This is a genomic window from Burkholderia sp. EMB26, from assembly GCF_024730645.1.
Classification (GTDB): Bacteria; Pseudomonadota; Gammaproteobacteria; order Burkholderiales; family Burkholderiaceae; genus Burkholderia; species Burkholderia cenocepacia.
Window position 1 is genome coordinate 2,990,111 of record NZ_CP078070.1, and the last position, 25,979, is coordinate 3,016,089.

25 protein-coding genes and 1 tRNA gene are annotated in these 25,979 nt (G+C 67.0%); 12 read left to right on the plus strand and 14 right to left on the minus strand.

The features are described 5' to 3' along the window. Positions 1 to 17: 17 nt before the first annotated feature. From KU887_RS14095 to KU887_RS14130, 8 genes are all read right to left on the minus strand, one after another. Positions 18 to 614: a pilin gene (locus KU887_RS14095; RefSeq protein ID WP_006486698.1), complete on the minus strand. Its 597-nt coding sequence runs from the start codon at positions 612 to 614 to the stop codon at positions 18 to 20. 97 nt (positions 615 to 711) lie between these two features. Further along, a complete protein-coding gene (locus tag KU887_RS14100; RefSeq protein ID WP_006486690.1) occupies positions 712 to 1,416 on the minus strand; it encodes a TerC family protein in 705 nt (234 codons plus the stop codon). Positions 1,417 to 1,573: 157 nt separating this feature from the next. Then, a complete protein-coding gene (gene sucD, locus KU887_RS14105; RefSeq protein ID WP_006477916.1) occupies positions 1,574 to 2,455 on the minus strand; it encodes a succinate--CoA ligase subunit alpha in 882 nt (293 codons plus the stop codon). Positions 2,456 to 2,519: 64 nt separating this feature from the next. Continuing rightward, complete coding sequence (gene sucC, locus KU887_RS14110) at positions 2,520 to 3,686, minus strand: ADP-forming succinate--CoA ligase subunit beta (RefSeq protein WP_006491644.1); 1,167 nt, start codon at positions 3,684 to 3,686, stop codon at positions 2,520 to 2,522. A 68-nt stretch (positions 3,687 to 3,754) separates the two neighbouring features. Next, on the minus strand, positions 3,755 to 4,363 hold the full coding sequence (locus tag KU887_RS14115; RefSeq protein ID WP_034178260.1) for a DUF2889 domain-containing protein: 609 nt from the start codon (positions 4,361 to 4,363) through the stop codon (positions 3,755 to 3,757). Between the two features lie 146 nt (positions 4,364 to 4,509). After that, complete coding sequence (recX, locus tag KU887_RS14120) at positions 4,510 to 5,373, minus strand: recombination regulator RecX (protein WP_060263454.1); 864 nt, start codon at positions 5,371 to 5,373, stop codon at positions 4,510 to 4,512. After that, the gene (recA, locus tag KU887_RS14125) at positions 5,373 to 6,443 is read right to left on the minus strand and encodes a recombinase RecA (RefSeq protein WP_006486701.1); all 1,071 of its coding nucleotides are present in this window, start codon (positions 6,441 to 6,443) and stop codon (positions 5,373 to 5,375) included. Before recA ends, recX begins: the two co-directional genes overlap by 1 nt. Beyond that, positions 6,413 to 6,631, minus strand: coding sequence for a hypothetical protein (locus KU887_RS14130; protein ID WP_125332991.1), 219 nt, complete (start codon positions 6,629 to 6,631; stop codon positions 6,413 to 6,415). Before KU887_RS14130 ends, recA begins: the two co-directional genes overlap by 31 nt. Between KU887_RS14130 and KU887_RS14135 the strand changes: the two genes are divergently transcribed. The 4 genes from KU887_RS14135 (at position 6,630) to KU887_RS14150 (ending at position 11,047) form a co-directional block, all read left to right on the plus strand. Continuing rightward, a complete protein-coding gene (locus KU887_RS14135) occupies positions 6,630 to 7,358 on the plus strand; it encodes a response regulator transcription factor (RefSeq protein ID WP_006497347.1) in 729 nt (242 codons plus the stop codon). The two genes, KU887_RS14130 and KU887_RS14135, sit on opposite strands and share 2 nt — an antisense overlap. 17 nt (positions 7,359 to 7,375) lie before the next feature. Beyond that, entirely contained in the window at positions 7,376 to 8,923 is a 1,548-nt protein-coding gene (locus KU887_RS14140) for a sensor histidine kinase (RefSeq protein ID WP_006497348.1), read from the plus strand. Between the two features lie 228 nt (positions 8,924 to 9,151). Further along, positions 9,152 to 10,810 carry an MFS transporter gene (locus KU887_RS14145; protein WP_006483562.1) on the plus strand — a complete coding sequence of 553 codons (1,659 nt, stop codon included), beginning with the start codon at positions 9,152 to 9,154 and terminating at the stop codon, positions 10,808 to 10,810. 160 nt (positions 10,811 to 10,970) lie between these two features. Beyond that, positions 10,971 to 11,047: transfer RNA gene (locus tag KU887_RS14150), tRNA-Met, on the plus strand. 108 nt (positions 11,048 to 11,155) lie between these two features. Here the strand turns inward: KU887_RS14150 and KU887_RS14155 are convergent. Next, positions 11,156 to 12,130, minus strand: a complete 975-nt coding sequence (locus KU887_RS14155; RefSeq protein ID WP_006483560.1) for a LysR family transcriptional regulator — start codon at positions 12,128 to 12,130, stop codon at positions 11,156 to 11,158. Positions 12,131 to 12,294: 164 nt separating this feature from the next. Further along, positions 12,295 to 13,269: a GlxA family transcriptional regulator gene (locus KU887_RS14160; protein WP_258250434.1), complete on the minus strand. Its 975-nt coding sequence runs from the start codon at positions 13,267 to 13,269 to the stop codon at positions 12,295 to 12,297. A gap of 116 nt (positions 13,270 to 13,385) precedes the next feature. On the opposite strand from KU887_RS14160, the gene KU887_RS14165 reads away from it, so the two are divergent. Continuing rightward, positions 13,386 to 14,069: a DJ-1/PfpI family protein gene (locus KU887_RS14165; RefSeq protein ID WP_006483566.1), complete on the plus strand. Its 684-nt coding sequence runs from the start codon at positions 13,386 to 13,388 to the stop codon at positions 14,067 to 14,069. Positions 14,070 to 14,128: 59 nt separating this feature from the next. After that, a complete protein-coding gene (locus KU887_RS14170; protein WP_006497351.1) occupies positions 14,129 to 14,440 on the plus strand; it encodes a cupin in 312 nt (103 codons plus the stop codon). 37 nt (positions 14,441 to 14,477) lie between these two features. Here KU887_RS14170 and KU887_RS14175 read toward each other — a convergent pair whose 3' ends face one another. Then, complete coding sequence (locus tag KU887_RS14175) at positions 14,478 to 14,762, minus strand: PAAR domain-containing protein (RefSeq protein WP_006483555.1); 285 nt, start codon at positions 14,760 to 14,762, stop codon at positions 14,478 to 14,480. 584 nt (positions 14,763 to 15,346) lie between these two features. On the opposite strand from KU887_RS14175, the gene KU887_RS14180 reads away from it, so the two are divergent. Beyond that, positions 15,347 to 16,234: a LysR family transcriptional regulator gene (locus KU887_RS14180; RefSeq protein WP_258250435.1), complete on the plus strand. Its 888-nt coding sequence runs from the start codon at positions 15,347 to 15,349 to the stop codon at positions 16,232 to 16,234. Positions 16,235 to 16,480: 246 nt separating this feature from the next. After that, on the plus strand, positions 16,481 to 19,588 hold the full coding sequence (locus tag KU887_RS14185; RefSeq protein WP_006497354.1) for a transglycosylase domain-containing protein: 3,108 nt from the start codon (positions 16,481 to 16,483) through the stop codon (positions 19,586 to 19,588). Positions 19,589 to 19,627: 39 nt separating this feature from the next. Here the strand turns inward: KU887_RS14185 and KU887_RS14190 are convergent, their stop codons facing one another. Next, a complete protein-coding gene (locus KU887_RS14190; protein ID WP_043205698.1) occupies positions 19,628 to 19,975 on the minus strand; it encodes a GFA family protein in 348 nt (115 codons plus the stop codon). Positions 19,976 to 20,123: 148 nt separating this feature from the next. Here KU887_RS14190 and KU887_RS14195 point away from each other — a divergent pair, with 148 nt between their 5' ends. After that, on the plus strand, positions 20,124 to 20,369 hold the full coding sequence (locus KU887_RS14195; protein WP_048989297.1) for a DUF1272 domain-containing protein: 246 nt from the start codon (positions 20,124 to 20,126) through the stop codon (positions 20,367 to 20,369). 34 nt (positions 20,370 to 20,403) lie between these two features. Here the strand turns inward: KU887_RS14195 and KU887_RS14200 are convergent, their stop codons facing one another. Further along, complete coding sequence (locus tag KU887_RS14200) at positions 20,404 to 21,087, minus strand: FadR/GntR family transcriptional regulator (RefSeq protein WP_034178258.1); 684 nt, start codon at positions 21,085 to 21,087, stop codon at positions 20,404 to 20,406. A 138-nt stretch (positions 21,088 to 21,225) separates the two neighbouring features. Between KU887_RS14200 and dgoD the strand changes: the two genes are divergently transcribed. After that, complete coding sequence (gene dgoD / locus KU887_RS14205) at positions 21,226 to 22,374, plus strand: galactonate dehydratase (RefSeq protein WP_006483258.1); 1,149 nt, start codon at positions 21,226 to 21,228, stop codon at positions 22,372 to 22,374. Between the two features lie 148 nt (positions 22,375 to 22,522). On the opposite strand, the gene KU887_RS14210 is transcribed toward dgoD, so the two are convergent. Beyond that, positions 22,523 to 23,455, minus strand: coding sequence for a CopD family protein (locus KU887_RS14210; protein ID WP_059720733.1), 933 nt, complete (start codon positions 23,453 to 23,455; stop codon positions 22,523 to 22,525). Positions 23,456 to 23,830: 375 nt separating this feature from the next. Between KU887_RS14210 and KU887_RS14215 the strand changes: the two genes are divergently transcribed. Together KU887_RS14215 and KU887_RS14220 are read left to right on the plus strand one after the other, a co-directional pair. Next, positions 23,831 to 24,595: a c-type cytochrome gene (locus KU887_RS14215; RefSeq protein ID WP_006483254.1), complete on the plus strand. Its 765-nt coding sequence runs from the start codon at positions 23,831 to 23,833 to the stop codon at positions 24,593 to 24,595. A gap of 19 nt (positions 24,596 to 24,614) precedes the next feature. Then, complete coding sequence (locus tag KU887_RS14220; protein ID WP_006477897.1) at positions 24,615 to 25,913, plus strand: cytochrome c; 1,299 nt, start codon at positions 24,615 to 24,617, stop codon at positions 25,911 to 25,913. The last annotated feature ends 66 nt before the right edge of the window (positions 25,914 to 25,979 follow it).

Genomic DNA, 25,979 nt, shown 5'->3' on the forward strand with positions numbered 1-25,979 from the left:
ATCGTTCCGCGCCGGACCTATGCGCGGCACTCCGCAGGCGCATATTTCGCGGGCAACGTCGCGGCGTTACTCGGCAACGGCCCGGCTCCCGGTGCCGGCAGCGACGACGCATCCTTGCCGGCGGCGAAGCATTCCCACGCGATCGTGCCGGCTTGTATCGTGCCCTTTTTGAGCGGCACGCGCGCGGTGGGCGTATCGGCCTTGTCGGGCGCGGACGGCACGAGCACCAGCGTATTCGTGCCGGCGGCGGCGACGCGGGTGGTGAACGCGACCGTGATCTGACCGGTCACGCCGTCGATCGCGACCGACTCGACGTTGCGGGTCGCGGCAGGCGGGCTGTAGCCGCCGTCGAGGCTCGTGCCGCTCGCCGCGTTGTCAGCGACCGCGAGCCGCGCCGACGATGCGAGCGCCAGCCCCTCGCCGACGCGCGACCGCGCGAGGTAATCCTGGTACGCGGGAATCGCATAGGCCGCGACGACGCCGACGATCGCGAGCACGATCATCAGTTCGATCAGCGTGAAGCCGGCCGGCCGCCAGCGCGGCGATGGCCGGTTCGCGCGCCGCAGGTCGGCGGCCACGCGACGGAACAGGGAAACGGAAAAGGCTTCGAACATGGACAGGCTCCGGAAACGAAAAACGCCTGCCGATACAGGCAGGCGTCTCGATCGTAGCCAGCGGGCGGCGAAGCCGGCAGTCGGCCGGATGGCCTAGTCAGTGCGCATGCGGCGCGCTGCGGCGTTTTCTGAGTGCGTAACCGATCGCCACGACGAACAGCGCGCCGGCGATGCTCGCGCCGTAGACCACCGGCGGCGTATCGAGCACCGGCCAGCGATCGCCGACCGGGTCGTTCACGATCAGCCCGCCCGCGATCCAGCCGAGCAGCCCGGCGCCGAACGCGACGACGACCGGGAAACGGTCGAGCAGCTTCAGCACCAGCGTGCTGCCCCACACGATGATCGGCACGCTGACGACCAGCCCGAAGATCACGAGCGCGATCCGGTGCGACGGGTCGGCCTGCTCGGCCGCGCCGGCGATCGCGATCACGTTGTCGAGGCTCATGACCGCATCGGCGATCACGATCGTCTTCACGGCGTCCCACAGCCGGTCGGCCGGCTTGATGTTGTCGTGCGCGTCGGCGGCCGGCGCCATCAGCTTGATGCCGATCCACAGCAGCAGCAGCCCGCCGCCGAACTTCAGGAATGGCACGTCGAGCAGCGCGACCGCGAACGTGATCAATGCGACACGCAACAGGATCGCCCCGGCGGTGCCCCAGACGACGCCGCGCAGCCGCTGGTTCGCCGGCAGGTTGCGGCAGGCCAGCGCGATCACGACCGCGTTGTCGCCGCCGAGCAGGATATCGATGATGACGATCTGGAGAATCGCGCCCCAGTGCAGCGAGGTCAGGAATTCGAGCATGGCGGTGAGGAAAGGACAGCGGCCGCTCCGAGGGCGACCCGGTTCATCGCCGGCACATGCAGGACGCATGCCCGGTGCTTACGAATTCATTGCGGCAGCATAACAAAAAACGCCGGCAAAGCCGGCGTTTTCTGCAGGACGAGCCCGGGGGAAATGATTACAGCGCCTTCTTCAGCAGACGGCCCATTTCCGACGGGTTGCGCGTGACGGTGATGCCGCACGCTTCCATGATTTCCAGCTTCGCTTCGGCCGTATCCGCACCGCCCGAGATCAGCGCGCCGGCGTGGCCCATGCGCTTGCCCGGAGGCGCCGTGACGCCCGCGATGAAGCCGACGACCGGCTTCTTCATGTTGTCCTTGATCCACTCGGCCGCGTTGGCTTCGTCCGGACCGCCGATTTCGCCGATCATCACGACCGCGTCCGTATCCGGATCGTCGTTGAACATCTTCATCACGTCGATGTGCTTCAGACCGTTGATCGGGTCGCCGCCGATACCGACTGCCGACGACTGGCCGAGGCCCAGGGCCGTCAGCTGCGCAACGGCTTCATACGTCAGCGTGCCCGAACGCGACACGACGCCGATGCGGCCCTTGCGGTGGATGTGACCCGGCATGATGCCGATCTTCAGCTCGTCCGGCGTGATGGTGCCCGGGCAGTTCGGCCCGAGCAGCAGCGTCTTGCGGCCTTCGCGACGCATGCGGTCCTTCACTTCGATCATGTCACGGACGGGAATGCCTTCCGTGATGCAGATCGCGAGATCCAGGTCGGCTTCGACCGCTTCCCAGATCGCAGCCGCCGCGCCTGCCGGCGGAACGTAGATGACCGACACGGTCGCGCCGGTTTCCGCCTTCGCTTCCTTGACGCTCGCGTAGATCGGAATGCCTTCGAAGTCTTCGCCGGCCTTCTTCGGGTTCACGCCCGCGACGAATGCTTCGCGGCCGTTTGCGTATTCACGGCAGGCGCGCGTATGGAACTGACCGGTTTTGCCGGTAATGCCCTGCGTGATGACCTTCGTGTCCTTGTTGATCAGAATCGACATGTATTTTGACCTCTGTTCGATGGGCGTCGCGTGCAAACCGCGCCGCCATGCGTATTCGATAGCGTTACTTGCCTGCGGCAGCCGCGACGACCTTCTGCGCAGCCTCTTCCATGCTGTCCGCCGAGATGATCGGCAGGCCCGAATCGGCCAGCATCTTCTTGCCGAGGTCCTCGTTCGTGCCCTTCATGCGCACGACGAGCGGCACGTTCAGGTTCACGGCCTTCGAACCGGCGATCACGCCTTCCGCGATCACGTCGCAGCGCATGATGCCGCCGAAGATGTTCACGAGGATCGCCTTCAGGCCCGGGTTCTTCAGCATCAGCTTGAACGCTTCCGTGACCTTCTCGGTCGTCGCGCCACCGCCGACGTCCAGGAAGTTCGCCGGTTCGCCGCCGAACAGCTTGATGGTGTCCATCGTCGCCATCGCGAGGCCCGCGCCGTTCACGAGGCAGCCGATGTTGCCGTCGAGCGAGATGTACGCGAGGTCGAACTTCGACGCTTCGATTTCAGCCGGATCTTCTTCGTCCAGATCGCGGTACGCGACGATTTCCGGGTGGCGGAACAGCGCGTTCGAGTCGAAGTTGAACTTCGCGTCGAGTGCGGTGACCTTGCCGTCGCCGGAGACGTTCAGCGGGTTGATTTCAGCCAGCGATGCGTCGGTTTCCCAGAATGCCTTGTACAGGCCTTGCAGGATCGCGCGCGCTTGCGGGATCGAAGCAGCCGGCACGCCGATCTTCGCGGCGAGGTCGTCGGCCTGCGCGTCCAGCAGGCCCGTCGACGGCTCGACGATGACCTTGTGGATCAGTTCCGGGTGCTTTTCGGCGACTTCTTCGATGTCCATGCCGCCTTCGCTCGAACCCATCAGAACGATCTTTTGCGACACGCGATCGACGACGAGGCTGACGTACAGTTCCTGCTTGATGTCGGCGCCTTCTTCGATCATCAGACGGTTGACCTTCTGGCCTTCCGGACCGGTCTGGTGCGTGACGAGTTGCATGCCGAGGATCTGGTTCGCGTATTCGCGGACCTGCTCGATCGACTTCGCCACCTTCACGCCGCCGCCCTTGCCACGGCCACCCGCGTGAATCTGAGCCTTCACGACCCATACCGGGCCGCCGAGCTCTTCCGCCACCTTGACGGCCTCGTCAACCGAGAACGCCGGCTTGCCGCGCGGTACCGCGACTCCGAATTTCCGCAGGATTTCCTTACCCTGGTACTCGTGAATCTTCATGCGTGATTCCCTTCAGTCTGAGAGTTGGATGAAAAGTCGCTTAAGACGCTTCTTCGAATGATTTCCGTTCATTCCTTCGTGCTGCCTTCACCGGGCAAATCCGGCCGAAGCGGGCCATACCACTTCGGGTAGTACTGCCGCACGACCTCGCCGTCGAATCGCAGCGCCCGGCAGCGGCCGAGCTGGAAAGGCGGTTCGGCGTGCGCGTCGTCATGATCCGGCCCTTCGCCGCCCTCCTCGCGCACGTTCCACACATCACCGGCGAACGCCTGGATCGCGGCCGTCGGCAGCACGGCGCACAGTTCGGTGAGATGGGAGCAGCCTGCGACGCCGGCGAGCAGCCGGTTCGCGTTGCGGCGGAAATTGCGGAAGAGATTGAGCCCGATGAGGGCCCGATAGGCAGGCGGGGCGGACTGACAGTGACCGGGATAGGGCACCCATTCCGAAGACGCTTCGGCGTCGACGACATTGAGGTCACGATCGATGGTCACGCGCAGCCAGAGTTCGTGGATCGGCAGGCCCTGGGGCCGGATGCCCGACGCAAGCGCGACATCGCGCGGCTTGTGGTCGGTCAGGCAGGCTTCGATGTCCCACAAGCCGTCGCCGCGCTCGTAGGCTTCCGCTCGGATTGCGCGTCGATGTCGCAACTGACGGGGCACGGGCTCGGATAGCGGCATGCTGGAGGTTGAGGCCGAAGAGGAAAACCCGTGGATTTTAGCATATTGGGTATTTGAGACAGTTTGCCGCGACGGCGGGTATTCCCGCCTGTCCGGAAGCGGTTGCAATGCAGCAAAATCGCGCGCCACGCGCGCGACCGGGCCCGTCAGTCGTCGATCGGGAAATCGTCGCCGACCTTCAGCAACTTCACGATGGTCGCGCTCGAGAAGCCGCGCGCGGCCAGGAAGCGCGCCTGCTTCGCGCGCTCGGCGGGCGTTTGCGGCAGTGCACCGAATTTCTTGCGCCAGATGGCCTGCGCGCGCGTCAACTCGGTCTCGCGCAATTGTGCATTCACCGCTTCGACGAGACTGTCGCCGACCGCGTGGCGCTTCAGCTCGCCGACGATGCGCGCGACGCCGACACGCGACGCGCGGCGATGCACGAGGCTCTCGGCGAAACGGGCGTCGGATAGCCAGCCTTCCTTTTCCAGCGCATCGAGCACCGGCTCGACGGATTCGTCCTCGCCGACGTAGGGTGCGAGCTTGCGCGCGAGCTCCGCGCGGCTGTATTCGCGCCTCGACAGATAGCCGAGCGCGCGGCCCTTCAACGACCGCGGCGGCTTCGACGACTTGCGCTCGCGGGCGCCCGGCGCGTCACTCGAGGCATCGCCGGAAGACGCGCCGGCTGCACGGCGTGCGCGGCGCGGATGTTGGCTGCTGCGCGTATAGACATCTTCCGTCGCCGGCGCATCGGCTGTGCGATCGACCGGGAAGCGGACACCGGACACGCGACGGCGGGACCGATCGTGCGCGTCGAACGACTCATCGTCGTCGAACGGATCGTCCGGTGCGGCAATCTCAAACGAAACGAGGGCATCGTCGGATGCCCTCGTCGCGGTGCGGTTCGCGGCGTTGCCGCCTGCGCTCCGCCGGTCGGCGCCCGAGGATCCGCCTCGCCGGCCGGAGCGACCCGCCGTTTCGGGCGTGTCGTGCTCCTCCGGCTCGCCGGCCTGACCTCGGCGCGCAACCATCACTCTTCTTCGTCCATCGCCTCGGCTTCGTTGCCTGCGCCATCGGGCATTGCGACGACGCCGAGCGATTCGCGGATGCGGTTCTCGATCTCGCGCGCGATTTCCGGATTTTCGCGCAGGAATTCGCGCGCGTTGTCCTTGCCCTGGCCGATCTTCTCGCCGTTGTAGCTGTACCAGGCGCCCGCCTTGTCGACGATCTTCGCCTGCACGCCGAGATCGATGATCTCGCCCTGACGCGAAATGCCTTCGCCGTACAGGATGTCGAAGATCGCTTCGCGGAACGGCGGCGACACCTTGTTCTTGACGACCTTCACGCGGGTTTCGTTGCCGATCACCTCGTCGTTCTTCTTGATCGAGCCGATCCGGCGGATATCGAGACGCACCGACGAGTAGAACTTCAGTGCGTTACCGCCCGTCGTGGTTTCCGGGTTGCCGAACATCACGCCGATCTTCATCCGGATCTGGTTGATGAAGATCACGAGGCAGTTCGTGCGCTTGATCGTACCGGTCAGCTTGCGCAGCGCCTGCGACATCAGGCGGGCCTGCAGACCCGGCAGCGAATCGCCCATCTCGCCTTCGATTTCGGCCTTCGGCACGAGCGCCGCGACCGAGTCGATGACGATCATGTCGATCGAGCCCGAGCGCACCAGCGCATCGGTGATTTCGAGGGCCTGCTCGCCGGTGTCCGGCTGCGAGATCAGCAGCTCCGGCACGTTCACGCCGAGCTTCGCGGCATATTGAACGTCGAGCGCGTGCTCGGCGTCGATGAACGCCGCGGTGCCGCCCAGCTTCTGCAGCTCGGCGATGACCTGCAGCGTGAGCGTGGTCTTACCGGACGATTCCGGACCGTAGATCTCGACCACCCGGCCGCGCGGCAAGCCGCCGACGCCCAGCGCGATGTCGAGACCCAGCGACCCCGTGGAGACGACCTGGATATCCTCGGCCGCTTCGCCGTCGCCCATCCGCATGATCGAGCCCTTGCCGAACTGCTTTTCGATCTGCGCGAGCGCGGCCGCCAGCGCCTTGCTCTTCTCGGCGGTCATCCCGGAGCCCTTCTTGCTATCTTCCATGAATCGTCCTTTGCTATGATGAGCAGCGTCTGTTGGAGGCGCGCCCCTTTCAAGCGCTGCCCACGAATGCAGACACTGTATAAAAAAACAGTGTTTTGTGCAAGCCCGCAATGCAGCGCGTTGTGCACGAATAACTTCGGAGACAGCCGCACCGGCGCGAACGCCCTGCCGGCATCGGTCAGCAACATGCGAATTCTCATCGCCGAAGACGACAGCATACTCGCGGACGGCCTCACCCGGTCACTCCGCCAATCGGGCTATGCCGTCGATCACGTGAAGAGCGGCGTCGACGCCGACACCGCGCTGTCGATGCAGACTTTCGACCTGCTGATCCTCGATCTCGGGCTGCCGAAAATGTCCGGGCTCGACGTGCTCAAGCGCCTGCGCGCGCGCAATTCCAATCTCCCCGTGCTGATCCTGACCGCCGCCGACAGCGTCGACGAACGCGTGAAGGGACTCGACCTCGGCGCCGACGACTACATGGCCAAGCCGTTCGCGCTCAACGAGCTCGAGGCGCGCGTGCGCGCGCTGACCCGGCGCGGCGCCGGCGGCGGCCCGACCGTCGTGCGCCACGGCTCGCTCGCGTTCGACCAGGTCGGCCGCATCGCGTATGCGAACGATCACGTGCTCGATCTCTCCGCGCGCGAACTGGGCCTGCTCGAGGTGCTGCTGCAGCGAATCGGCCGGCTCGTGTCGAAGGAACAGCTCGTCGATCACCTGTGCGAATGGGGCGAGGAAGTCAGCAACAACGCGATCGAAGTCTACGTGCACCGGCTGCGCAAGAAGATCGAACCGAGCGGCGTGCGGATCTCGACCGTGCGCGGCCTCGGCTATTGCCTCGAGAAGGTCGCGCCCGCGACGCCGGCCGACACGGCGGCGCCCCAGCCCGCGGCGGCCGGCACGCCGCTGCGCTGACGCCGGGCGTCGCCGCGATGGCCACGCCGGCCCAATCCCGCCACCCGACCGGCGCGCCGTCCTCGGCCGCCGACGAGGCACGCGACGCGCGCTACGAGAACCCGTTCGCGCCGCCCGACGAAACCGAATCGCCCGAAACGCCGCGCCCGCGCTCGCTGTTCGGCGAAATCCTCGACTGGATGCTCGCGCCGCTGCTGCTACTGTGGCCGATGAGCATCGCCGTCACCTATCTCGTCGCGAAAACGATCGCGAACAGCCCGTTCGACCGCGCGCTCGAGACCAACGCGTACGTGCTCGCGCGCCAGATCCATCCGGTCAACGGCGTCGCCGAGCTGACGCTGCCGGAGCAGACGCGCGACTTCCTGCGCGCGGACAACATCGACAGCGTCTACTTCCAGGTGCTCGGCACGCGCGGCGAGCTGGTCGCGGGCGAAGCCGACATGCCGCTGCCGCGCGACGAGGACCGCCCGCCGCCGGGCGTCGTCGTGTTCCGCGACGACCTGCTGCGCGGCAACGACGTGCGGGTCGCGTATACGACCGTCGCGCTGCCGCAGACGAGCGGCGCGCAGCCCGTGCTGGTGCAGGTCGGCGAGACGCTCGACAAGCGCAACGCGCTCGCGAACGACATCATCAAGGGCGTGATCCTGCCGCAATTCGTGATCCTGCCGCTCGCGATCCTGCTCGTCTGGTTCGGGCTGTCGCGCGGGCTCGCGCCGCTCAACGCGCTGCAGGCGCACATCCGCGCGCGCCGGCCCGACGACCTGTCGCCCGTCGAGGCGCAGCGCGCGCCGCCCGAGATCGAACCGCTCGTCACGTCGTTCAACGACCTGCTCGCACGCCTCGAACAGAACATGGCGCTGCAGAAACGCTTCATCGCCGACGCCGCGCACCAGATGAAGACGCCGCTCGCGGGCCTGCGCACGCAGGCCGAGTTCGCGATGCGCCACCCGGTCCCGCCCGACGTGCAGCGCTCGCTCGAGCAGATCGCGACGAGTTCCGAGCAGGCCGCGCGGCTCGTCACGCAACTGCTTGCGCTCGCGCGCGCCGAGAACCGTGCGAGCGGATTGACGTTCGAGCCGGTCGAGATCGCCGCGCTCGCGCGGCGCGCGGTGCGCGACTGGGTGCAGGCCGCGCTCGCGAAACGCATGGACCTCGGCTACGAAGGCCCGGACGACGACGCGCCGCTCGACGTCGACGGCAACCCGGTGATGCTGCGCGAGATGCTCGGCAACCTGATCGACAACGCGATCCGCTACACGCCGGAAGGCGGACGCATCACGGTGCGCGTGCGGGCCGAGCGCGCGGCGCGGCGCGTGCATCTCGAAGTCGAGGATACCGGCCCCGGCATCCCGGCCGGCGAGCGCGAGCGCGTCGTCGAGCGCTTCTACCGGATCCTCGGCCGCGAAGGCGACGGCAGCGGCCTCGGGCTCGCGATCGTGCGCGAGATCGCCACGCAGCACGGCGGCACGCTGACGCTCGACGATCACGTCTACCAGCATGCGCCGCGTCTCGCCGGCACGCTCGTGCGCATCAGCCTGCCGCTGACCGACACCGCCCCGGATTAACCCTGACGTACGCCGCCGCGGCTCGGCTGCAGATACGTCGAAACCGGCGCTTTACCGGACGTTCGCGTCACGATCCGCGCGCGAAGCCGCCGATTCGACACGGGTTAACGCGCAGTCGTTTTGTGCGCGCGAGTCAGTGCGCCGTAAGTTTCCGTGCCAATAATCGTCGACAGGCCCGCCCCTCCCAAGGCGGCCGCACATCTATATCAAGGGACTTGGAGACGATTCATGGCAACGTTAGGCGGGCAAATTTCGCACTCGCCGATGACGGGCGAAGAGAAGAAGGTGATCTTCGCGTCGTCGCTCGGCACCGTGTTCGAGTGGTACGACTTTTACCTGGCCGGCTCGCTCGCGGCCTACATCAGCAAGAGCTTCTTCTCCGGCGTCAATCCGACCGCCGCGTTCATCTTCACGCTGCTCGGCTTCGCGGCCGGTTTCGCGGTGCGGCCGTTCGGCGCGATCGTGTTCGGCCGGCTCGGCGACCTCGTCGGCCGCAAGCACACGTTCCTCGTGACGATCGTGATCATGGGCGTCTCGACGTTCGTGGTCGGCTTCCTGCCCGGCTACGCGTCGATCGGCATCGCCGCTCCCGTGATCTTCATCGCGATGCGGCTGCTGCAGGGCCTCGCGCTCGGCGGCGAATACGGCGGCGCGGCGACCTACGTCGCCGAGCATGCGCCCGCCAACCGTCGCGGCTTCTACACCGCGTGGATCCAGACGACGGCCACGCTCGGCCTGTTCCTGTCGCTGCTCGTGATCCTCGGCGTGCGCACGTTCATCGGCGAGGAAGCGTTCGGCAATTGGGGCTGGCGCGTGCCGTTCGTCGCGTCGATCCTGCTGCTCGGGGTATCGGTGTGGATCCGGCTGCAACTGAATGAATCGCCGGTGTTCCTGCGCATCAAGGCGGAAGGCAAGACGTCGAAGGCGCCGCTGACCGAAGCGTTCGGCCAGTGGAAGAACCTGAAGATCGTGATCCTCGCGCTGATCGGCCTGACGGCCGGCCAGGCGGTCGTGTGGTACACGGGCCAGTTCTACGCGCTGTTCTTCCTCACGCAGACGCTGAAGGTCGACGGCGCCAGCGCGAACATCCTGATCGCGATCGCGCTCCTGATCGGCACGCCGTTCTTCCTGTTCTTCGGTTCGCTGTCGGACAAGATCGGCCGCAAGCCGATCATCCTTGCCGGCTGCCTGATCGCCGCGCTGACCTACTTCCCGCTGTTCAAGGCGCTCACGCACTACGCGAACCCGCAGCTCGAACTCGCGACGCAGAAGGCGCCGATCACGGTCGTCGCCGATCCGGCTACCTGCTCGTTCCAGTTCAACCCGGTCGGCACGTCGAAGTTCACCAGCTCGTGCGACATCGCGAAAAGCGCGCTCGCGAAGGCCGGCCTGAACTACGAGAACGTCGCGGCCCCGGCCGGGACGCTGGCCGAAATCAAGGTCGGCGACACGGTGATCCAGACCTACGACGGCAAGGCGGCCGATGCGAAGACGCAGGGTGCGGCGTTCGACAAGACGCTCGCGTCGACGCTGAAGGGGGCCGGCTATCCGGCGAAGGCCGACCCGGCGCAGCTCAACTGGCCGATGACGATCGTGATTCTGACCATCCTCGTGATCTTCGTGACGATGGTCTACGGCCCGATCGCCGCGATGCTGGTCGAGATGTTCCCGACGCGGATCCGCTACACGTCGATGTCGCTGCCCTATCACATCGGCAACGGCTGGTTCGGCGGCTTCCTGCCGGCAACCGCGTTCGCGATCGTCGCGGCGAAGGGCAACATCTACTCGGGGCTCTGGTATCCGATCGTGATCGCGCTGGCCACGTTCGTGATCGGCCTGCTGTTCGTCAAGGAGACGAAGGACTCGGACATCTACGCGCAGGATTGATGTCGGGTCCGCGGCGGGGACGGCCGGCGGAGGATCGCCTTCCGGCGCCCGGCTCCCGCCCGCGACGGAGGCCGGCACGAGCCGCCGGCAACTTTTTTCGGGAAAGATGGAAAAAGGTATTGACAGCTGACCGGCCGATCGACATAATTCAAGTCTTCACGGCGAATTAGCTCAGTCGGTTAGAGCGACGGAATCATAATCCGCAGGTCCGGGGTTCGAATCCCTGATTCGCCACCAAATGCGAAAAGCCGCTGTTTCGAAAGAAACAGCGGCTTTTTTCATTGCCTCATCCGGCCCACGCGGTGTCGCGCGCTGCCCGCCTTCAGGCCGCGCGCTGCGCCGCGACTACGCCACCACCGCGCCGCGCTGCGCATCCGGCGTCTGCGCCCGCAGCTTCCCCCGCCAGTTCTCCCCGCCCTCCAGCGCCGGCGTCGACTCGAACACCTCCGCGATCCAGTCGGCGAACACGCGCACCTTCTGCGACAGATGCCGGTTGTGCGGATAGACGATCGAGATCGGTTTCGGCTTCGGATTGCAGTCCGGCAGCACCTCGACGAGCGATCCGTCGAGCAGGTTCGGCAGCACCATGAACAGCGTCGGCTGGATCATCCCGAAGCCTTCGAGCCCGCACGTCACGTACGCATCCGAGTCGTTGACCGTCACGCTGCCGTTCATCCGCACCTCGAACGGCTTGCCGTCGATCATGAACACCCACGGAATCGCCCGCGCGCCATGGCTCGACCGGAAATTCACCGCATGATGTTCGACGAGATCGGCAATCTCGTTCGGCTCGCCGTGACGGGCGAGGTAATCGGGCGACGCGCACGTCACGCGCTTGAGCATCCCGATGCGCCGCGCGACCATCGACGAATCCTCGAGCGGGCCGACCCGGATCATGCAGTCGATGCCTTCCTCGACCGGATCGACGTAACGGTCGGACAATCCCAGCTCGAGCGTGATGTCCGGATAGCGCTGCCGGAAGATCGACAGCGACGGCAGCACGATGCGCCGCCCGAGCGAACTCGGCATGTGGACGCGCAGCACGCCGCTCGGCTTGCGGTTGCCGGTCTGGAAACTCGCGTCGGCCTCGGCGATCTCCGCGATGATCTTCATGCAATGCTCGTAGTACGCGGCGCCCTCCGGCGTCAGCGACAGCCGGCGCGTCGTCCGGTGCATCAGGCGCACGCCGAGCAGCGCCTCGAGATTCTGGATGATGGTCGTCACCGACGCGCGCGGCATCGCGAGCGTGTCGGCCGCCCGCGTGAAGCTGTTCGCGTCGACCACGCGGGTAAAAACTTCCATTGCCTGGATTCGGTCCATGCTGCTTCCCCCTTCGAATCGCCAACGGAACAGAATAGAGCGCGCGGCAAGCGCGGCACAAGCCCCCGTCTATTGTTCTCCAATGCCGAATAGTTTCGACGCTTCGGACTGGAAATCGCGTCGTTTCCGTGCAGTTCCGGGCGAGCCCGCTCATCCGTCGTACGTTACCGCACGAACCGCTCGCGATATCCCTGCGGCGACACGCCCAGCACGCGCACGAAACTGCGCCGCAGCGTCTCCTCGGAACCGAAGCCGCAACGCCCGGCGATCCGCTTGACGGACCACGCCGTTTCGCCGAGCAAGCGTTGCGCGGCCTCGACACGGATCTGTTCGACCGCGCGCGCGGGCGTGCGGCCGGTTGCCGCGCGATAGTGGCGCACGAAACTGCGCTCGCTCATGCTCACGCGCTCGGCCAGCGCGGGCACCGACAGGTCGGCCGTCAGGTGCTCGGCCATCCATGCGTGCAGCTCGCCGAACCGGTCGGCGGTGCGCTGCATCGACAGCATCGTGCTGAACTGCGCCTGCCCGCCCGGACGCTTCAGGAACACGACGAGTTCGCGCGCGACGTCGAGCGCGGTCGCCCGCCCGAGATCCTCCTCGACCAGCGCGAGCGCGAGATCGATGCCAGCCGTCACACCGGCCGACGTCCACAGCGCGCCTTCGCGGATGAAGATCGGGTCCGGTTCGACGCGCACGTTCGGATAGCGCGCCGCGAATTCGTCGCAGCGCGCCCAGTGCGTGACCGCGCGCCGCCCGTCGAGCAGGCCGGCTTCGGCGAGCAGGAACGCACCGGTGCAGACCGACGCCACGCGCCGCGCGCGCCCGGCCTGCTGCCGCACCCAGCGCACCATCCGCGCGTCCTTCGACGCCGCATGCACGCCCTTGCCGCCGGCGACGATCAGCGTATCGGGATGGCGCGCGGCCGCGCGCAGCGACTCGGCCATCACGACGAGGCCCGACGACGTCTCGACCGGTCCCGCTTCGACGGCCACGACGCGCGGCGCATACGGCGCCGGCTGCCCGCGCTCCAGCGCGAGCTCGTTGACGGACGCGAATACCTGCAGCGGGCCCGTCACATCGAGCAGTTGCGCACGGGGAAACGCGAGGACCAGGATCGAACGCGGGGCAATGGCTGGCATGGCGATTGGCTGAAAACGTGGGGGATATGGCAATTTCGCCAAACACTACGCGCCTAGAATCGATCTGTCCATCCCGTGCCGAACGGCGCGCGTTCCCTTCCTCTCGGAGTCTTCGCATGACCCTGCATATCGGCCTTCTCGTCTTTCCGGGTGTCCAGCAACTCGACCTCACCGGCCCGCACGACGTGCTCGCGTCACTGCCGGACGCAGCCGTCCATCTGGTGTGGAAGTCGCGCGACGCGGTCGCGTCGAGCAGCGGCCTCGCGCTCGCACCGACCTGCACGTTCGACGACTGCCCGCCGCTCGACGTGATCTGCATCCCGGGCGGCATCGGCATCAACGAGCTGCTGCTCGATGCCGAAACGATCGCGTTCGTGCAGCAGCGCGCGGCCACCGCGCGCTACGTGACGTCGGTCTGCACGGGTTCGCTGTTGCTCGGCGTGGCCGGCCTGCTGCGCGGGCGGCGCGCGACGACGCACTGGGCCTTCCATGCGCTGCTCGAACCGCTCGGTGCGATACCCGTGCGCGAGCGCGTCGTGCGCGACGGCAACCTGGTCACGGGCGGCGGCGTGACGGCCGGCATCGACTTCGCGCTGACGATCGCCGCGGAGCTGGTCGGCGAAGAAGAAGCGCAGGCGATCCAGCTGCAACTCGAATATGCGCCGGCGCCGCCGTTCGACGCCGGCTCGCCCGACACCGCGCCGGCCGCGGTCGTGAAGCGCGTCACCGAACGTTCGGCCGCCGGCTTCGCGAAACGCAAGCAGATCGTCGAGCACGCGCTGCGCGCGACGCCGCGCTGAATGCGGATGTCGGAACAATCATGGGAAAGCAACGCGCACGCGTGCGGGAGACCATCTCGATGAACATCATCCGGAGCGCCGCATTCACCGCGGACCGCGCGTGGGGCGCCCTCGACATCGCGAACCTGAACGGCATCACGGTCCGGCTGCACTGGACCGATCAGCCGTATCGCTGGCACGTGAACGACGGCGAGGAGGTATTCGCGGTGCTCGACGGCCGCGTCGAGATGCGCTACCGCGAGGCAGGCGTCGAGCATGCGACGGTGTTGGAGACGGGCGACGTCTTCCACGCGACGGTCGGCACCGAACACGTCGCGCATCCGCTCGGCGTCGCGCGCATCCTAGTGATCGAGACCGAAGGCAGCGTCTGACGGCGAGCCTCGGAGGCTCGACGCCGCGCGGTGGGCGTTACCCCGAGATCGTGCCGGTTGCCTGCGATGCGATCAGTTTCGGCAGCGGCGTGCACTGGCACTGACACAGGTCGTGCTCGAGGGCGACGACCTTGCCCATCACGGTCATCGTGCGCTCGCCGCCGTCCGACACGATCACGCCCGGCGACTTGCACGCCGCGCAGAACACGGCTGCGCCGAGATACGCGAGTTCGCGCCCGTCGAACGACGAATTGGCGATCCCTTCGAGCACGACGCCGCCATGATCGGTCGTGTCGCCCTTCAGAATGAATTTGCGGCTCATGATGTCGGTTCTTCCCTCGGAAACGCCGCGCAACGCAACCGCGCACGGGTATCGTGATACTGCCGGTCGGTCGCGGGCGTCCCGCGAGCATATCACCGCTCGCCACGGCCGCGACGCAGGCCCTCCGCATCGGGCGGCCGTCACAACACGCCTTCGCCGCACACGGCTATTCGGCGTCGCGGTGTGCTCACACACCATGACGCGTCGAACCCGCCTGCCTGCGACGACCCGTTCCCCTGTTCCATCGGAGCCGTGCGCCGGCACGATCGCATGAAGTCGTCATGGCGATCAGGACACAGCCGGTTCGACATCGCATTGCATCGATAATGCTGATGCTTTAATGAAAAAAATAGCCTATATTTTCGTACAAGTACTAAATACAAATACATCAAAAAGGCTTAATAGCAAGCCGATTCGAATCATTCATTCGACGCCCTTCCCACCTCAAAACCTACCATTCTCCGACCGTTCGCACACCCGATAAACACGCTATTCCATAATAAACATTCATTAAAACGGGGCGTTAAAATTCAGCAAACCGATAGATAGAATTCAATCAATGCCTTCTGTTTATCGATAAGAAAATGGACGAACTCCTACCGATGCGACTATTCGTCAAGGTCGCCGAACTTCGTAGTTTCGCGCGCGCCGCCACGGAACTGAACATCTCCAATTCATCGGCCACCCGCCTCGTCATGAGCATCGAGGACCGGCTTGGCGCCCGCCCGCTGAATCGCACCACCCGCAGCCTGTCGCTGACCGACGCAGGCCACCTCTATCTGGCGCAGATCCGTCACGTGATCGACGAAATCGACCGGGTCGAGGAAACCATCGCGTCGATGCATCACGAACCGATCGGATCGCTGAAAATCGCCGCGCCGGTCATGTTCGGCATGCACGTGCTCGCGCCGGCCATCGACGCGTTCAAGATGCGCCACCCGGCCATCGTGCCGGAGGTCACGATCGTGGATCGTCACGTCGACCTCGTGTCGGAGGGCTTCGACGTCGGGCTGCTGCTGTCCCAGCACATCAGCAACAACACGCTGGTGAAGCGCCCGCTCACGCGGCTCAAGCAGATCGTCTGCGCCGCACCGCACTATGTCGACCGGCATGGCGCGCCCGCGCATCCGCACGACCTCGCGTCGCACGCGTGCCTGTCGTTCCATGCCGACTTCATGGGCGAATACCTGTCGTTCGATCACGACCAGACGCGCATCACCGTGCGCCCGAACAAGTCCGCGTCGTCGAACAACGTCGGGCTGATCCGCAACTGGGCGCTGTCCGGCATGGGCATCGCGGTCCTGCCGGACTTCCTCGTCCAGTCGGATCTCGACGACGGCCAACTGCTCGCGCTGCTGCCCGGCTATCGGCTCGAGACGCTCGAGATGAACGTCGCATACCCGAGCCGCCGTCACTTTCCGCGCAAGGCCCGGCTTTTCGTCGATCACCTGATCGACCATTTCGTCGGTTGAATGAAGGGTGGCATCGCACACCATTTTTCACACCGATTCGCCGCCGCCCGCGCGGCCCTCGCCTGGTCGCGGCGGCGCGCCGGCAGGCGCCCCGACGGCCCGCGAGCCGCCGCGCGGCTCGCGTGGGCACGCCTGTTGCGCCGGCGCATCTCGGTAGTCAACCGCCCTTGGCAGCCCGCCGCGGAGGACTACACTAATCCTTAATGGGGTGCGGCCGGATAACCGCGCCCTCAGGGAGACGCCGCCATGAATCGGCCGCTGAATCGTATCCTGCCGCGCGTGACCGGTCCCGCCTCGGTGTGGACGTGGGTCAAGTGGTCCTTGCTCGCCGCACTGTTGATCGCGGTCGCGATCGTCGCACGGCTCGTGCAGACCGAGATCGAAACGTCCCGGTTGCAGGCGCACTACCTGTCCGAGCTCACCCGCGACGTCGGCTACACGGTCGAGGCGGGGCCGAGCGATCACATCCGCTTCCCGGCAAACGGCCCGTACGACCAGCGCTTCGGCTACGCGATGATTCCCGCGTTCCAGCAGCGGCTGCTCGCACGCGGCTTCGTCGTCAGCGAGCAGGCGCGCGATTCGCAGCGGATGCTGTCGCTCGGCGAGCGCGGGCTGTTCCTCCCTTACGAAGAGAAAGACCAGACGGGCCTGATGCTGTTCGATTCGACCGGCTCGCCGCTGTTCGCGACCGTGTTTCCGCAGCGCGTCTATGCCGATTTCGACACGGTGCCGCGCGTGATCACCGATTCGCTGCTGTTCATCGAGGATCGCTACCTGCTCGATGCGAACGAGCCGAACCGCAACCCGGCGATCGACTGGGGACGCTTCAGCCGCGCGCTCGCCGACCAGGCGCTGCACGTCGTCAACCGCCACCAGGCGCGCCCGGGCGGCAGCACGCTCGCGACGCAGATCGAGAAGTTCCGCCATTCGCCCGAGGGCCGCACCGCGACGCCGCCCGAAAAGCTGCGGCAGATCGCCTCCGCGTCGGTGCGCGCCTACCTGAACGGTCCGCAGACGATGCTCGCGCGCCGCACGATCGTCGTGCGCTACCTGAACTCGGTGCCGCTCGCCGCGCGGCCGCACGTGGGCGAAATCACCGGCATCGGCGACGGTCTCGCCGCGTGGTACGGCCGCGACTTCAACGACGTGAATCGCGTACTGTCCGCGCCGACGACCGGCGACAACGTCGATCAGCAGGGCAAGACGTTCCGCGAGGTGTTGTCGCTGCTGATCGCGCAGCGCGCGCCGTCGTACTTCCTGAACCGCGGCTATCCGGCATTGCAGAAGCTGACCGACAGCTACCTGCGGCTGCTGTCGAACGGCGGCGTGATCTCGCCCGCGCTGCGCGATGCCGCGCTCGCCGCGCAGATCGAACGCAGCGCGCCGCCGGCCGCCGCGCGCGTGCAGTCGTTCGTGTCGCGCAAGGCCGTCACGTCCGCGCGCGCGTCGCTGCTGTCGGCGCTCGGCATCAGCGACCTGTACCAGCTCGACCAGCTCGATCTCCAGGCGACCAGCACGCTCGACAACGGCGTGCAGCAGGCGGTCGCCGCGCGGCTCGCGCAAGCGTCGACGCGTGAAGGCGCACAGGCCGCCGGCCTGTACGGTTTCGAAATGCTCGCGCCGAAGGACGACCCGTCGCACCTCACGTACAGCTTCACGCTCTACGAACACCGCAACGGCGCGAACCTGCTGCGCGTGCAGACCGACAGCGTGAACCAGCCGTTCGACGTGAATCGCGGCGGCCGCATCAATCTCGGCTCGACCGCGAAGCTGCGCACGCTGATCACGTACCTGCAGATCGTCTCCGACCTGCATGCGCGCTACGCGAACCTGTCGAACGCGGAGCTCGCGCGCGTGAAGCCCGATCCGATCGACGGGCTGTCGCGCTGGGCGCTCGACTATCTGTCGCATACGCGCGACCGCTCGCTGCAGGCGATGCTCGACGCCTCCGTCGAACGCAAGTATTCGGCGAGCCCGGACGTGTTCTACACGGGCGGCGGCGCGCAGGTGTTCTCCAACTTCGAGAAGTCGGACAACGGCCGCATCATGACGCTGCACGCGGCATTCGAGCATTCGGTGAACCTGGTGTTCGTGCGGCTGATGCGCGACATCGTCCACTACGAGACGCTGCAGGCGGCCGGGCCGTCGTCGTCGTGGCTCAACGATCCCGCGCAGCGCCAGCACTACCTGCAGCAATTCGTCGACGGCGAAAGCCAGGTCTACGTGAAGCGCTACTACACGCGCTATGCGGGCAAGGCGCCCGACGACGCACTCGCGCTGATGCTGCGCGACGTCCGCAAGTCGCCGCCGAAGCTCGCGACGGTGCTGCGCAGCGTCGCGCCGAACGAATCGCCCGCATGGTTCAATGCGCAGATGCGTGCGCAACTGAAGGGCACGCCGGCCGCGACGCTGTCCGACGACGATCTCGCCGCGCTCTACGCGAAATACGCGATCGACCGCTTCAATCTCAACGATCGCGGCTATATCGCGAGCGTCCATCCGCTCGCGCTGTGGACACTCAACTACCTGCGCGCGCATCCGGGCGCATCGCTCGCCGAGGTTCAGCGCGACAGCCGCGATGCGCGTTTCTACACGTATTCGTGGCTGTACAAGACCCGCTACCACGCGACGCAGGACCGGCGCATCCGCCGCATGGTCGAGCTGCGTGCGTACGCGGAGATCACGAAGTCGTGGCGCGCGCTCGGCTATCCGTTCGCGGAAGTGACGCCGTCGTATGCAGCCGCGATCGGCGCATCGGGCGACCAGCCCGACGCGCTCGCGAAACTGATCGGCCTGATCGCCAACGGCGGCCAGAAGGCGCCGACCGAAACGATCACGCGGCTCGATTTCGCGAAGGGCACGCCGTACGAAACGCGCTTCGTGCGCGCGGCCGCGCAGCCGCAGCCGATGCTGGCGCCGGAGATCGTCAACGTGACGCACACGCTGCTGCGCGACGTCGTGCTCAACGGCACCGCGCGCCGCCTCGCAGGCGGGCTCACGCTGCCGGACGGCAAGACGCTCGACGTGTACGGCAAGACGGGGACGGGCGACCAGCGCTTCAACGTCTATGCGCGCGGCGCGCGGCTGATCGAGTCGCGCAAGGTCAATCGCAGCGGCACCTTCGTGTTCGCACTCGGCGACCGGTTCTTCGGCGTGCTGACGGCGACCGCGCATGAGCCGTATGCGGCGCGCTACGACTTCACGAGCGCGATGGCCGTGCAGTTGCTGAAGTCGATGGCGCCGGCGCTCGCGCCGCTGATCGAACGCCCGGCCAGCGCCGGCACGCGCACCGCCGGACCGGCGCCGCAAGCGGAAACGCCCGCGCCGAACGCGGCGGCCGTGCAACCGTCGTGACGCGATCGCGGCCCGCAGGCGCCCGCGCCGATGCGCCGCTCAGAGCGAGCGGCCGTCGTAGTGCGTGACGGGCAGCGCGTCGAGGTCGACGCCTTCCAGGCAGCGCACGTTGATCGCGGCCATCGCGGTGCCGTCCGGATGGACGCCTTCGCCGAACGCATGAATCCCGCAGCGCTTGCAGAAGCGATGCTGGATCACGTGCTTGTTGAACATGTAGGTCGCGAGATGCTCGTCGGGCGTCAGCAGCTTCATGTGATCGCGCGGCACGAACCACATCAGCGCGCCCTTGCGCTGGCAGATCGAGCAGTTGCACGCCATCACGCCCTGCAGGTCACCTTCCGCCTCGAACGTCACGTCTCCGCAATGACAGCTTCCGCGATAAAGCATGGTCGTCTCCCGGTGCAGCCCGTGCGCATCGCCGGCGCCCGGGCGGGACACCGTTGGCCGGGCCGATCCAAGCGCGTACAGTAGCGCTCGCATGCGCCGCACGCAATGCCCGGGCGGCGCCCATCCCTCACCGACCCAGGAGACCGTCATGCTCGAACTGCGCCCCGGCTGCGAATGCTGCAACAAGGACCTGCCGCCCGATTCGGCGGAAGCGCGCATTTGCACATTCGAATGTACGTTTTGCGCGACCTGCGCGGACGACGTGCTGAAGGGCCGCTGCCCGAACTGCGGCGGCGACCTGGTCGCCCGCCCGCGGCGGCCGGCGAGCCTCCTCGCGAAGTACCCGCCGTCGACGGAACGCATCCACAAGCCGGGCGGTTGCGCGAACGCCTGACGGCACGCCGCCGGCGCCGCCCGCCTCGCGTCCGTCACGACATCTCGATCCGCGCGCGCGTCACCGCGAGCAGCATCGCCATCGCGTGGCGCGCGCCGTCCTCGTCGCGCACGCGGATCGCGTCGCTGACGGCCGTGTGCTCGGCAAGCGACGCGTTGTACACCTCGGCCCGGCGCGCGTTCAGCTGCAGTTGCGCCTCGAGCGTGCGATCGATCAGCGCGCCGAGCGGCACCAGCAGCTCGTTGCCGCCGGCCTCCAGCACGCTCAGGTGAAAGCGCAGGTCGGCGCGCACCCATTCGTCGACGTTGCGCGCGGCGGCCATCGCCCGCACCGCGTCGTCGATCGCGTCGAACGCTTCGGGCGTATGGGTGCGCGCGGCCAGCGCGGCCGCGTGCGGCTCGATCATCTCGCGCATCTCCTGCAGCTTCAGCGCGAACGCGAGCGGCGGCGCGACGCGCGCATACCAGTCGAGCAGGTCGGCATCGAGCAGGTTCCACGCACGACGCGGCCGCACGCGCGTGCCGACCTTCGGCCGCGATTCGACCAGCCCCTTCGACGTCAACGTGCGCAGCGCCTCGCGCATCACCGTGCGGCTCACGCCGTACATCTCCATCAGGTCGGGTTCCCTCGGCAGCAGCGATTCGGGCGGATAGTCGCCGCGCAGGATCGCCGTCGCGAGCCGGAAGGCCGTCTGTCCATGCAGGTCGCGTTGAATGATCGTTCTCCGTCGGGCGGGCTGCCCACTATCTGCACATTAATGCTATTAATACTATTTTTTATTCGACTACGCTAGGATAACCGCGAAAGCACGGATCGTGCGCCCCGGCCGCGCCGGTCAATCATGGAGACTCGCGTCATGAAAATCACCCGCCTCGAAACTTTCGTCGTTCCGCCCCGCTGGCTGTTCCTCAAGATCGAAACCGACGAGGGCATCATCGGCTGGGGCGAGCCGGTCGTCGAAGGCCGCGCGCACACCGTCGAGGCCGCCGTGCAGGAACTGGCCGACTACCTCGTCGGCCGCGACCCGCTGTTGATCGAGGATCACTGGCAGGTGATGTACCGCGCGGGCTTCTACCGCGGCGGCCCGATCATGATGAGCGCGATCGCGGGCGTCGACCAGGCGCTGTGGGACATCAAGGGCAAGCATCACGGCGTGCCCGTGCACGCGCTGCTGGGCGGCCAGGTACGCGACCGCATCAAGGTGTATTCGTGGATCGGCGGCGACCGCCCGAGCGACGTCGCGAACAATGCGCGCGCGGTCGTCGAGCGCGGCTTCAAGGCCGTGAAGATGAACGGCTCCGAAGAGCTGCAGATCGTCGACACCTACGACAAGGTCGAGCAGGTGATCGCGAACGTCGCGGCGGTGCGCGACGCGGTCGGCCCGCACGTCGGGATCGGCGTCGACTTCCACGGCCGCGTGCACAAGCCGATGGCGAAGGTGCTCGCGAAGGAACTCGACCCGTACAAGCTGATGTTCATCGAGGAGCCGGTGCTGTCGGAGAACGCCGAAGCGCTGCGCGACATCGTCAACCAGACCAACACGCCGATCGCGCTCGGCGAACGGCTGTACTCGCGCTGGGACTTCAAGCACATCCTCGCGGGCGGCTACGTCGACATCATCCAGCCGGACGCGTCGCACGCGGGCGGCATCACCGAGTGCCGCAAGATCGCGACGCTCGCGGAAAGCTACGACGTCGCGCTCGCGCTGCACTGCCCGCTCGGGCCGATCGCGCTCGCCGCGTGCCTGCAGCTCGACGCGGTCAGCTACAACGCGTTCATCCAGGAACAGAGCCTCGGCATCCACTACAACCAGGGCAACGACCTGCTCGACTACCTGCGCAACCCCGAAGTGTTCCGCTACGAGGACGGCTTCGTCGCGATCCCGCAGGGCCCGGGGCTCGGCATCGACGTGAACGAGGAGAAGGTGCGCGAGATGGCGAAGACCGGCCATCGCTGGCGCAACCCGGTGTGGCGCCACGCGGACGGCAGCGTCGCCGAATGGTGATGAACGCGTGAGATGACGAAGCCGGGTGGCGCGGCACGCGCGCCGCGCCACACGTTCGACACGGCCGCCCCGACCAGGCGGCCGTTCTTGCATCCGCGCCACGCCCGCCGCGCGCCGGCATCTCGCGTCGGGCCGCGCCGTTCGGTCGTCAGCCGAGCGCCGCGAACCCCGGCACGCTGAACGACAGCACGGCCGCCGCGACGAACACGCCGATCATCGTCATCCCTTCGAGATGCAGGATGTTGCGGAACGTGTGCGCGTCCTCGGTCGACGCGGTGCGGCGCAGACGCGGCAGCGCCGAGAAGCGGTTGAGCCCGCCGAGCACCAGCGCGAGCGCGACGAGCAGCAGCTTCAGCAGCAACACGCGTCCCCACGTGCTGCCGTCGAGCGGCGCGAGCGAGCCGCCGAGCCCGCGGATCGCGTTGAGCACGCCCGTCCCGAGCACGAAGACCACCGCGACGATCGACGTGCGCGACAGGTGCTGGCCGATGCGGATCAGCGCGCCGCGCGCGACCGACGACCCGAGCGCCGGCAGCACCGCGAGCCCGCCCGCGAGCACGAGGCCGCCCCAGACGGCGGTGGCCAGCAGGTGCAGCGTCTGCACGCCGACCGCCGCGGACACCACGCCGCTGTCGGCCGCATGGCCGAGCGACGCCTTGCCGGCCGCGACCACGATCACCGCGAGCCACAGCACCGCATGCGCGAGCGGGCCATCCGGCTTCGCGAGCGCGACGATCGCGAGCACCACCGCGCCGGCGAACGCGACGCTCCACGCGAAGCCCGTGTGCGTCTGCATCAGCATGACGGGGATCGCGGCGAACGCGCCGCCGAGCCCCGCGCCGCTCATCGTCGCGGCCTCGTAGACGAGCCAGCCGAGATCGGCGAGCACCAGCGCCAGCGCCGCCGCGACCAGCGAATGTTGCGCGCGCAGCCATGCGGGGTGCGACGGCGCGACGACCGGCCGCGCGCCGTCCTTGCCGAGCCACGCCTTGAGCAGCGCCGAGCCGACCGCCATCGCGAACGCCGCATCCATCAGCGCCGCGAGCGCGACCTGGCCGATCCACAAGCTGTCGAACTTCATCGCGCGCACCCTCCCGCAAGCGGCAGGCCGGCAATGCGGCGGCAACGGGACGGACAGCGTGAGGCAGGCAACGGCACGGTAAAAAACGTCATCGATGAATCCGGAAACGGGAGAAATGACTGGACCTGCGGCGCAGGCGCCGCGCGACCCGCGAGTGTACGGTCTTCGATGGTGAAAACGCACGCCGGTTCACACGGCCCCACCGCAATGCGCGTCAAATTGTCGCAAGTCGCAAACAGACAGGAACCGATGTCCTTTCGTCAAATAGCCGTCATTACCCATCGATGATAGAATGCCGCGTCGCAGCAGCCCGGCTGTCCTGCCGTCCATGCGCCGAGCCGATCGTAGCCCGGACAAGGTCCCCGACGAATAAACATGGAGTCTCGTGTGTCTTCAAGACGCCTCTTCCGTCCGCTGCTCGCCGTTCTGATGATCGGCGGCGCGGGCCTTATGAGCGCTGCCCAAGCGCAGACCAAGCCCACGGAGCAAGCGCACGCCCAGCAGGCGCCGCTCAAGGCACCCGATACCATGGCCGAGCGCGTGCGCGGCTGTACCGCATGCCACGGCGTCCACGGCCAGGGCACGGACAACGACTATTTCCCGCGTCTTGCCGGCAAGCCGGCCGAGTACCTGTACAACCAGCTCGTCAACTTCCGTGACGGCCGGCGCAAGTACCCGCCGATGAACTACCTGCTGACGTACCTGAGCGACGACTACCTGCGCGAAATCGCCGAGCATTTCTCGGCCGAACGTCCGCCGTACCCGACGCCGGCGAAGCCGACGCTGCCGGCCGCGACGCTCGCACGCGGCAAGCAGCTCGTCACGCAGGGCGACCCGTCCCGCAAGCTGCCGGCTTGCGTAGCCTGCCACGGCGCTGGGCTGACCGGCATGCAGCCGGCGATCCCGGGCCTCGTCGGCCTGCACGCCGATTACCTGAGCGCGCAGCTCGGCGCATGGCGCTCGGGCAACCGCCACGCGAAGGCACCCGATTGCATGCACGACATCGCCGCGAAGCTTTCCGACGAAGACGTGACGGCCGTGACCGCATGGCTCGCCGCGCAACCGGCGCCCGCCAACCCCGTGCCGGCCCCGGCGCGTTCGATGAAGACTCCGCTCGCCTGCGGCAGCGAACCGCAATAAGGCAAGGGAGACAGACACAATGAAACGCAAGTCCCTGTTTGCACTCTCGGCCGTCGCGATCGTCGCGGCTGCCGCCCTCGTGCCGGTCCTGTGGCCGGGCAACGACACACTGCACGGCGCTGCCGCCGTCGCGGCCACGCCGGCCGACCAGGCCGCGCTGATCAAGAAGGGCGAATACCTCGCGCGCGTCGGCGACTGTATCGCGTGCCACACCGTGCGCGGCGGCAAGTCGTTCGCGGGCGGCCTGCCGATGGCGACGCCGTTCGGCACGATGTACACGCCGAACATCACGCCGGACGACCAGAACGGTATCGGCAAGTGGACGTCGGACGACTTCTACCGCGCGATGCACACGGGCCGCTCGAAGGACGGCAGCCTGCTGTACCCGGGCTTCCCGTTCGCGAGCTACACGAAGGTCACGCGCGCCGATTCGGACGCGATCTACGCGTACCTGCGTTCGGTCCCGCCGGTGTCGGTGCCGAGCCGTCCGCACGAACTGAAGTTCCCGTTCAACAACCGCAACCTGCTGATCGGCTGGCGCACGCTGTTCTTCAAGGAAGGCGAATACAAGCCGGACCCGACGAAGTCGGTCGAATGGAACCGCGGCGCGTATCTCGTCGAAGGCCTCGGCCATTGCTCGATGTGCCACACGTCGATCAACATGATGGGCGGCCCGGTGAGCTCGTCGGCGTTCGCCGGCGGCCTGATCCCGCTGCAGAACTGGTATGCGCCGTCGCTGACGAACGACAAGGAACTCGGCCTCGGCGACTGGCACGTGCAGGAGCTGTCCGACCTGCTGCAGGCCGGCGTGTCGCAGAAGGGTGCGGTATTCGGCCCGATGGCGGACGTGGTCCACAACAGCCTGCAGTACATGACCGACGAAGATACGCGCGCGATGTCGACGTACCTGAAGTCGATCCCGCAGAAGGCTGAAGCGCCGAAGAACATGCAGTACGAGCCGTCGAAGCAGTTCGGCAACGCGCTGTTCGACCAGGGCAAGAAGATCTACGCGGACAACTGCGCGACCTGCCACGCCGAAACCGGCGCCGGCAAGCCGCCGGCCTATCCGCCGCTCGCGGGCAACCACTCGATCATGATGGAATCGGCCGTCAACCCGATCCGCATGGTGCTGAATGGCGGCTATCCGCCGAGCACGTTCAAGAATCCGCGTCCGTACGGGATGCCGCCGTTCGCACAGTCGCTGTCGAACCAGGAAGTCGCGGCGGTCGTCACGTATATCCGGATGTCTTGGGGTAACAACGGTACGCCGATCTCGCCGCAACAGGTGAGCGACCTGCGTTCCGCGCCGCTCGACTAAGAAGCGGCTCACACAAACGGGGCGCGGCTGCGGGAAACCGCGGCCGCGCCCTTTTGCTTTTTGGCT

Coding starts and splice junctions, on each gene's coding strand:
- KU887_RS14095 (WP_006486698.1), bottom strand. CDS start 614: ATGTTCGAAGCCTTTTCCGTTTCCCTGTTCCGTCGCGTGGCCGCCGAC.
- KU887_RS14100 (WP_006486690.1), bottom strand. CDS start 1,416: ATGCTCGAATTCCTGACCTCGCTGCACTGGGGCGCGATTCTCCAGATC.
- sucD (WP_006477916.1), bottom strand. CDS start 2,455: ATGTCGATTCTGATCAACAAGGACACGAAGGTCATCACGCAGGGCATT.
- sucC (WP_006491644.1), bottom strand. CDS start 3,686: ATGAAGATTCACGAGTACCAGGGTAAGGAAATCCTGCGGAAATTCGGA.
- KU887_RS14115 (WP_034178260.1), bottom strand. CDS start 4,363: ATGCCGCTATCCGAGCCCGTGCCCCGTCAGTTGCGACATCGACGCGCA.
- recX (WP_060263454.1), bottom strand. CDS start 5,373: ATGGTTGCGCGCCGAGGTCAGGCCGGCGAGCCGGAGGAGCACGACACG.
- recA (WP_006486701.1), bottom strand. CDS start 6,443: ATGGAAGATAGCAAGAAGGGCTCCGGGATGACCGCCGAGAAGAGCAAG.
- KU887_RS14135 (WP_006497347.1), top strand. CDS start 6,630: ATGCGAATTCTCATCGCCGAAGACGACAGCATACTCGCGGACGGCCTC.
- KU887_RS14130 (WP_125332991.1), bottom strand. CDS start 6,631: ATGTTGCTGACCGATGCCGGCAGGGCGTTCGCGCCGGTGCGGCTGTCT.
- KU887_RS14140 (WP_006497348.1), top strand. CDS start 7,376: ATGGCCACGCCGGCCCAATCCCGCCACCCGACCGGCGCGCCGTCCTCG.
- KU887_RS14145 (WP_006483562.1), top strand. CDS start 9,152: ATGGCAACGTTAGGCGGGCAAATTTCGCACTCGCCGATGACGGGCGAA.
- KU887_RS14155 (WP_006483560.1), bottom strand. CDS start 12,130: ATGGACCGAATCCAGGCAATGGAAGTTTTTACCCGCGTGGTCGACGCG.
- KU887_RS14160 (WP_258250434.1), bottom strand. CDS start 13,269: ATGCCAGCCATTGCCCCGCGTTCGATCCTGGTCCTCGCGTTTCCCCGT.
- KU887_RS14165 (WP_006483566.1), top strand. CDS start 13,386: ATGACCCTGCATATCGGCCTTCTCGTCTTTCCGGGTGTCCAGCAACTC.
- KU887_RS14170 (WP_006497351.1), top strand. CDS start 14,129: ATGAACATCATCCGGAGCGCCGCATTCACCGCGGACCGCGCGTGGGGC.
- KU887_RS14175 (WP_006483555.1), bottom strand. CDS start 14,762: ATGAGCCGCAAATTCATTCTGAAGGGCGACACGACCGATCATGGCGGC.
- KU887_RS14180 (WP_258250435.1), top strand. CDS start 15,347: ATGGACGAACTCCTACCGATGCGACTATTCGTCAAGGTCGCCGAACTT.
- KU887_RS14185 (WP_006497354.1), top strand. CDS start 16,481: ATGAATCGGCCGCTGAATCGTATCCTGCCGCGCGTGACCGGTCCCGCC.
- KU887_RS14190 (WP_043205698.1), bottom strand. CDS start 19,975: ATGCTTTATCGCGGAAGCTGTCATTGCGGAGACGTGACGTTCGAGGCG.
- KU887_RS14195 (WP_048989297.1), top strand. CDS start 20,124: ATGCTCGAACTGCGCCCCGGCTGCGAATGCTGCAACAAGGACCTGCCG.
- dgoD (WP_006483258.1), top strand. CDS start 21,226: ATGAAAATCACCCGCCTCGAAACTTTCGTCGTTCCGCCCCGCTGGCTG.
- KU887_RS14210 (WP_059720733.1), bottom strand. CDS start 23,455: ATGAAGTTCGACAGCTTGTGGATCGGCCAGGTCGCGCTCGCGGCGCTG.
- KU887_RS14215 (WP_006483254.1), top strand. CDS start 23,831: ATGGAGTCTCGTGTGTCTTCAAGACGCCTCTTCCGTCCGCTGCTCGCC.
- KU887_RS14220 (WP_006477897.1), top strand. CDS start 24,615: ATGAAACGCAAGTCCCTGTTTGCACTCTCGGCCGTCGCGATCGTCGCG.